Source organism: Mesorhizobium sp. M7A.F.Ca.MR.362.00.0.0 (genome assembly GCF_004023175.1).
Classification (GTDB): Bacteria; Pseudomonadota; Alphaproteobacteria; order Rhizobiales; family Rhizobiaceae; genus Mesorhizobium.
The window spans coordinates 36,154-42,046 of sequence record NZ_RZTF01000008.1 but is presented as its reverse complement, the minus strand read 5'-3'; the positions used below and the strand labels follow the sequence as shown (position 1 = coordinate 42,046).

At 64.3% G+C, this 5,893-nt stretch carries 7 protein-coding genes; 5 read left to right on the top strand and 2 right to left on the bottom strand.

Translation table 11 applies throughout. From position 1 onward, the window contains the following. From EOC06_RS41515 to EOC06_RS02360, 5 genes are all read left to right on the top strand, one after another. Positions 1-712, top strand: a 712-nt coding sequence (locus tag EOC06_RS41515; protein WP_245469291.1) for an aminotransferase class I/II-fold pyridoxal phosphate-dependent enzyme, incomplete at its 5' end; no start/stop codon positions are given. Between the two features lie 8 nt (positions 713-720). Further along, a complete protein-coding gene (locus EOC06_RS02375) occupies positions 721-1,176 on the top strand; it encodes an acetyl-CoA carboxylase biotin carboxyl carrier protein subunit (RefSeq protein ID WP_127269419.1) in 456 nt (151 codons plus the stop codon). Positions 1,177-1,180: 4 nt separating this feature from the next. Next, positions 1,181-2,554, top strand: a complete 1,374-nt coding sequence (gene accC / locus EOC06_RS02370; protein WP_127269420.1) for an acetyl-CoA carboxylase biotin carboxylase subunit — start codon at positions 1,181-1,183, stop codon at positions 2,552-2,554. Next, positions 2,544-2,933, top strand: a complete 390-nt coding sequence (locus EOC06_RS02365) for a biotin/lipoyl-containing protein (RefSeq protein WP_128306995.1) — start codon at positions 2,544-2,546, stop codon at positions 2,931-2,933. The genes accC and EOC06_RS02365 overlap by 11 nt, the downstream gene beginning before the upstream one ends. Positions 2,934-2,969: 36 nt before the next feature. Further along, positions 2,970-3,743, top strand: a complete 774-nt coding sequence (locus EOC06_RS02360; protein WP_127266699.1) for a LamB/YcsF family protein — start codon at positions 2,970-2,972, stop codon at positions 3,741-3,743. A 17-nt stretch (positions 3,744-3,760) separates the two neighbouring features. On the opposite strand, the gene EOC06_RS02355 is transcribed toward EOC06_RS02360, so the two are convergent. Further along, positions 3,761-4,786 carry a proline racemase family protein gene (locus tag EOC06_RS02355; RefSeq protein ID WP_127266698.1) on the bottom strand — a complete coding sequence of 342 codons (1,026 nt, stop codon included), beginning with the start codon at positions 4,784-4,786 and terminating at the stop codon, positions 3,761-3,763. A 42-nt stretch (positions 4,787-4,828) separates the two neighbouring features. Further along, positions 4,829-5,860 (bottom strand): Ldh family oxidoreductase, encoded by a 1,032-nt coding sequence (locus EOC06_RS02350; protein WP_128306994.1) that lies wholly within the window; start codon positions 5,858-5,860, stop codon positions 4,829-4,831. Between the last annotated feature and the right edge of the window lie 33 nt (positions 5,861-5,893).

Below are 5,893 nucleotides of genomic sequence, written 5' to 3'. Positions count from 1 at the left end.
CACCAAATGGCTGCTGCTCAACACGCCTTCCAATCCGACTGGCGCCGTCTACAGCCCCGACGAACTTGCCGGCCTGGCCGGGGTGTTGCTCGATCACCCGCATGTGCACGTTCTGACCGACGACATCTACGAGCATATCCTGTTCGATGGACGTACCTTCCATACCATCGCCGGCGTCGAGCCGAGGCTGAAGGACCGTACGCTGACAGTGAATGGCGTGTCGAAGGCCTATGCCATGACCGGCTGGCGGATCGGCTATGCCGGCGGGCCGGAACCGCTGATCCGCGCCATGGCCACCGTGCAGAGCCAAAGCACGTCGAACCCGTCATCCATCTCGCAGGCCGCGACCATTGCCGCACTGGAAGGTCCCCAGGACTTTCTTCGCCCTCGGGCGCTCGAATTCCAGGCTCGGCGCGACCGCGCTCTGGAGCTGCTGCGCAAGATTCCCGGCCTTACCTGCCAGACGCCCGAGGGCGCCTTCTATCTCTATCCCAATTGCTCGGCCCTGATCGGCCGTCGTCGCCCCGACGGCACTCCCATCGGCAGCGACGATGATTTCTCGCTTTACCTGCTCGATCAGGCGCGGGTCGCGGTGGTGCAGGGCTCTGCCTACGGGCTGTCGCCGCATTTCCGCATTTCCATAGCCACGTCGATGGATCTGATCGAAAAAGCGATCGGGCGAATCGCCAAGGCTGTCGAAGCGCTGCGATAGGGTCGGCGATGGATCTCGACTTCGTCCAGAAGCTGATCGAATTTGTCTCGCGTTCGCCCATTGCCGAACTGGAGATCGAGCGCAATGGCGTTCGCATCCGCATGTCCAGGCAGATGGCGCCGGCGCAATCCGCGTCGCAAGCGCAATCTGCGTCGCAGTCGGGGCCAGCCGCCGTCCCTGCCGTCTTCACAAATCCGGCTTCGACATCTCCGCCCATCGCACGCTATTCGATCCGCGCGCCGCTGACGGGCGTGTTCTACCGCTCCGGCACCGAAGGTGAACCGCCGCTCGCTTCGGTTGGCGATATGGTCGTGGAAGGGCAGAAGGTTGGTGTCCTCGAAGCCATGAAGACGTTCAATGTCGTGGAATCCGATCGCGCTGGGCGGATCGTCCAGATCGCGTTCGACGACCATGCCGCGGTGCAGTCCGGCGATGTGCTGTTCGTTCTCGAAGATTTGGGCTGAGGCGATGTTCGACACCGTCCTTATCGCCAATCGTGGTGAAATCGCGCTGCGCATCCTGCGCGCCTGCCGCGACCTCGGATTGAAGACGGTGGCGGCGCACTCGGAAGCGGATGCGAGCCTTCGACATGTCGCGCTGGCGGACAGGGCGATCTGCATCGGACCGGCGGCCGCGACGGAGAGCTATCTCAACATCGCCGAGATCATCGCGGCCGCGCAACTTACCGGCGCCGGCGCGATCCATCCGGGCTATGGTTTCCTCTCGGAAAACGCCGCCTTCGCCGAGGCTGTTGAGAATGCCGGTCTCATCTTCATCGGGCCGTCCGCGGCGGCGATCCGCACCATGGGCGACAAGGTCTCCGCCAAGCGCACGATGATCGCCGCCGGCGTTCCCTGCGTTGCAGGGTCGGAGGGTGCGCTGCCGCAGGACGAGCAGGCAGTGCGCGCCATTGCCGAGGCCATCGGCTATCCGGTCATCGTCAAGGCAGCGGGCGGCGGCGGCGGGCGCGGCATGCGCATCGTGCGCGAGCAGCACGCCCTGATGGAAGCCGTTTCAATGGCGGTGAAAGAGGCGGACCGGGCCTTCGGCAACCCGCAAGTCTATCTGGAAAAATTCCTCGAGCATCCGCGCCATATCGAGATCCAGATTCTGGCGGACAAGCATGGCAGGGCGGTCTGGCTCGGCGAGCGGGATTGCTCCATGCAGCGCCGCCACCAGAAGATCATCGAGGAGGCGCCGGCGCCCGGCATCGCCCGCGAGGCGGTTGCCGAGATCGGCGAGCTGTGTGCCCAGGCATGCCTGACCATCGGCTATACAGGCGCGGGCACATTCGAATTCCTCTACGAGGACGGGCGCTTCTCTTTCATCGAGATGAACACCCGCGTGCAGGTGGAGCATCCCGTCACGGAACTTGTCACCGGCATCGATATCGTGCGCGAGCAGATCCGCATCGCCCGGGGCGAACCCCTGTCGTTCAGCCAGGAAGACATCCGCATCCAGGGCCACGCCGTCGAATGCCGCATCAACGCTGAAGATCCATACAGCTTTCGCCCGCATCCGGGCCGGGTCGAGCGCTGGACGCCGCCCGGAGGTCCCGGAATCCGCGTCGAATCGCATCTCTACTCCGGCTACACCGTCCCGCCGCACTACGATTCATTGGTGGCCAAGCTGCTGGCGCATGGCGTGACGCGAGCCGAGGCGATCCGGCGCATGAGCGGCGCGCTGGGCGAGATGGAGGCTGTCGGCATCGCCACCAACGCGCCGCTGCACGGCCTCCTGATGGACGAGCCCGGCTTCGCTGCCGGCGGCTTCGATATCCATCATCTCGAACGTCTCATTGAAGGCGGTCTGCTCCAGGGACGAGGCGGCGATGACGATTGAGGAGATCGAAAGGCTGGCCGCCTGGTGCGCTAGCGCCGGCATCGGCGAGATCGAAGTGTCGGAGGCCGGCTTTTCGTTGCGCCTGCACATGCAATCCGTTGTTGCCTCGACACCCCTGGCCGAAGCCCCGAAGGCCGAAACGGCCTTCAAGGGCGTGCGCGCGCCCGGCGTCGGCGTGTTCCGTCTCGATCACCCGACGACCGGTCGCCCGATCGCCGAACCTGGCCAGACGGTTCGCAAGGGCGAGACGGTCGGCGTCCTGCAGGTCGGCCAATGCCTGAAGGCAATCGTTGCGCCGGCAGACGGTGTGCTGGGTGCAGCGCTGATCGAGGACGGAGCGGTCGTCGGCTACGGCACGCCGCTCTACGAGCTGGTGTGAAGCAAGGCGATGGTTCGAACCACTGAGGAAAGCGCCATGGCGGCCCAAGGATTGCAGGTCGATATCAATTCCGACATGGGCGAGGGTTTTGGAGCCTACAGGCTCGGCGACGATGCGGCGATCCTCGACATCGTCAGTTCCGCCAATGTGGCCTGCGGCTTTCACGCCGGCGACCCCGAGATCATGGCGGCCACGTTCTCGATGGCGCGCGACAAGGGCGTTGCTGTTGGCGCGCATCCGAGCTTCGCCGATCTGTGGGGGTTCGGACGCCGCATCATTCCGCATTCCATGGATGAGATCGAAAGGCTGGTCGCCTACCAGATCGGCGCGGCGCAGGCGCTTTCCGCCTATGCCGGCCACCCGATCCGCTACGTCAAGGCGCATGGCGCGCTAGGCAATCTTACCCAGACCGATCGTGGCGTCGCCGAAGCGGTGACGCGCGCGGTCAAGGCCGTCGATCCCGGCCTGATCTGCCTGGCCATTGCGCTCGGCTTCCAGGACAGGATCGCGCGCGACGCGGGCCTGACGGTCAGGTCCGAAATCTTTGCCGACCGCGCCTATACGGAGGAAGGCTTTCTTGTCTCGCGCAAGCTGGAAGGCGCTGTCATCCACGACGCCGAGAAGGCGGCAGAACGGGTCGTGCGGATGGTCAAGCAAGGCGCCATCGAAACGCTTTCCGGGCAGATGCTGCAGACGCCGATCGATTCGATCTGCGTCCACAGCGACACGCCGGCAGCCGTCGCCATCGCCGCGCGCGTTCGGCGACGGCTGGAGGCGAGCGGCGTCAGGGTCAGAGCGTTCGCGGCCTGAGCACGGCCGCGTCCGTTTCAGAACCAGACGTCGCTGAGGCGATGCCCGCGTGGATAAGGGTCCGTCGGGTCGAGGCCATATTGGCCGATGCTGGTGATCCAGGCTTGTCCGGCGATGGTGACCACGACAGCGTCGCGATCGCCGAGGCGCGTATTGGCGATCACGCGGGAATCGAAATGGGTCCCGATGATCGATCTGTTACGGAACAGCTCGCCCTTGACGATCTGCCCCTTTGCCGACATCACCGCCAGCCGCCCGGTGGTGCCGGTGCCTGTCGGTGAGCGGTCGAGCCTGCCATGCAGGCACACCGTGCCGTTGACGCTTTCCACGCGCCCGTCGACGCGCTCGATCGGACCTTCGAAAATCACGTTGGACACGTCGCGGATCTTCGGGTTCTCCGGATGCACGACCTTGAGCTGTTCGTTGACCGCCTTCTTGATGCGTTGGCCCATCAGCGACATCTGGTGGGCCTCGTCGGGTGTTATGGAAAAGCCGAGTGCGCGCGCATTGACATGGGCGAAAGTCATGCCGCCATAGGAGGTGTCGACGGTGATCGTGCCGAGCCCTTCCACCTCGACATGCGTGTCGAGGTGGAGTGCAAAAGCCGGTACATTGGTGAACTCCACCTGCTTCACCTTGCCGTTCTCGCAGAGACAGCGCACCTCGATCATGCCGGCCGGCGCTTCCATGCGCAGCAATGTCTCAGGCTCCTTCATCGGCACCATCCCCGTTTCCAGCGCCACTGTGGCGACGCAGATGGTGTTTGAGCCGGACATGGGCGGGTATTCCGTGCTTTCAATTATGACGTAGCCGAGATCCGCCGAGGGATCGCAAGGCGGCAGGATGATGTTGCCGTTGACGTAGGGCGCACCGCGCGGCTCGAACAAGAGCAGCCCACGAATGTCGTCCATATGCGCTTCTAGATACTCCTTCTTTTCGAACATGGTCTTGCCCGGAACGTCCTTGACGCCTCCGGTGATCACGTTGCCGACTTCGCCCTCGGCATGGCAGCCGACGACCGTAAATGTTTTCGTCCAGCGCATTTTTCTCCTCCTGTGATTGGTCTTGGCCCTGGCGATACCGATTCAGACCGCGTCGAGCCCCCGTTCGAGAAAACGATCGAGTTGTTCCATTTCCTGGTGCGAGAGGACGATACCGTCGCGCTCCGACGTCTCGCGGGCTAGGAACCGCCTTTGCGAGGGCAGGCGCGCACCCTGGCCCAAGATCGCCTCGAACAGCGCTTCAGCACGGCCCAGCGGATTGCCGGGCCGGCCGGCGGCGAAGGCTTTCGGCGAGAAAGCGATGACCAACTCTCCGTGCGACGGATAAAGCGTCGTGGTGCCAAGCAGCTCGAGCGCCTCGGGGCTGGTCAGGTCGCCGATCATGATCCCGGCGAGCAGTTCGATCATCGTCGCGATGGCCGAGCCCTTGTGCCCGCCGAAGGGAAGCATGGCGCCCGCCAGGGCAGCTTCGGGATCGGTCGTTGGCCTGCCGTCAGAATCCATGGCCCAGCCTTCCGGCAGCTTCTTGCCTGCCCGGCGGTGGAGCTCGATCTCGCCGCGCGCGGCAACCGAGGTCGCGAAGTCGAAAACGTAGGGAGGCTGCTCTTCTCGCGGCCAGCCAAAGGCAAAAGGATTGGTGCCCAGCAACGGTCCGTTGCCACCGGTCGGAGCGACGGTGGCATAGCTCGGGCACATGGCCAGGCCGGTCAGGCCTGCCTGTGTCAAAGCTTCGACCTCCACCCAAAGGGCGGAAAAATGCACCGCATCGTTGATCGCGAGTGCGGCAATGCCGCACGACCGTGCCCGCTCGATCAGCACCGGCAGACCCAGTTCGAAGGCTGGGTTGGCGAAACCATGCTTCGCATCCACTTTGACGAGGGCGGGAGCGTCTTGCGGCAACAACTCGGGCAGCGCGTCCGGTTTTACCTTCCCGGCCTTGATTGTCCGTAGGGCGCCCTCGATCCGGTAGATGCCATGCGACTTGCAGGCATCGCGTTCCGCCGCGACGATGACCCTTGTAATGGCGCTGGCCTGAATGGGGTTCAGTCCGGCCTTGCGGAAAATTGCATCGACGCGCTCATGCAGGGCATCGGTGGTGATCGTGGTGTTGGTCATTTCTGGCCTTCGGGTTTGGCTGCGCGCTAACGC

What these genes read in the sequence shown, in the direction of transcription:
- EOC06_RS02375 (WP_127269419.1), top strand. Translation starts at nt 721, where the DNA reads ATGGATCTCGACTTCGTCCAGAAGCTGATCGAATTTGTCTCGCGTTCG.
- accC (WP_127269420.1), top strand. Translation starts at nt 1,181, where the DNA reads ATGTTCGACACCGTCCTTATCGCCAATCGTGGTGAAATCGCGCTGCGC.
- EOC06_RS02365 (WP_128306995.1), top strand. Translation starts at nt 2,544, where the DNA reads ATGACGATTGAGGAGATCGAAAGGCTGGCCGCCTGGTGCGCTAGCGCC.
- EOC06_RS02360 (WP_127266699.1), top strand. Translation starts at nt 2,970, where the DNA reads ATGGCGGCCCAAGGATTGCAGGTCGATATCAATTCCGACATGGGCGAG.
- EOC06_RS02355 (WP_127266698.1), bottom strand. Translation starts at nt 4,786, where the DNA reads ATGCGCTGGACGAAAACATTTACGGTCGTCGGCTGCCATGCCGAGGGC.
- EOC06_RS02350 (WP_128306994.1), bottom strand. Translation starts at nt 5,860, where the DNA reads ATGACCAACACCACGATCACCACCGATGCCCTGCATGAGCGCGTCGAT.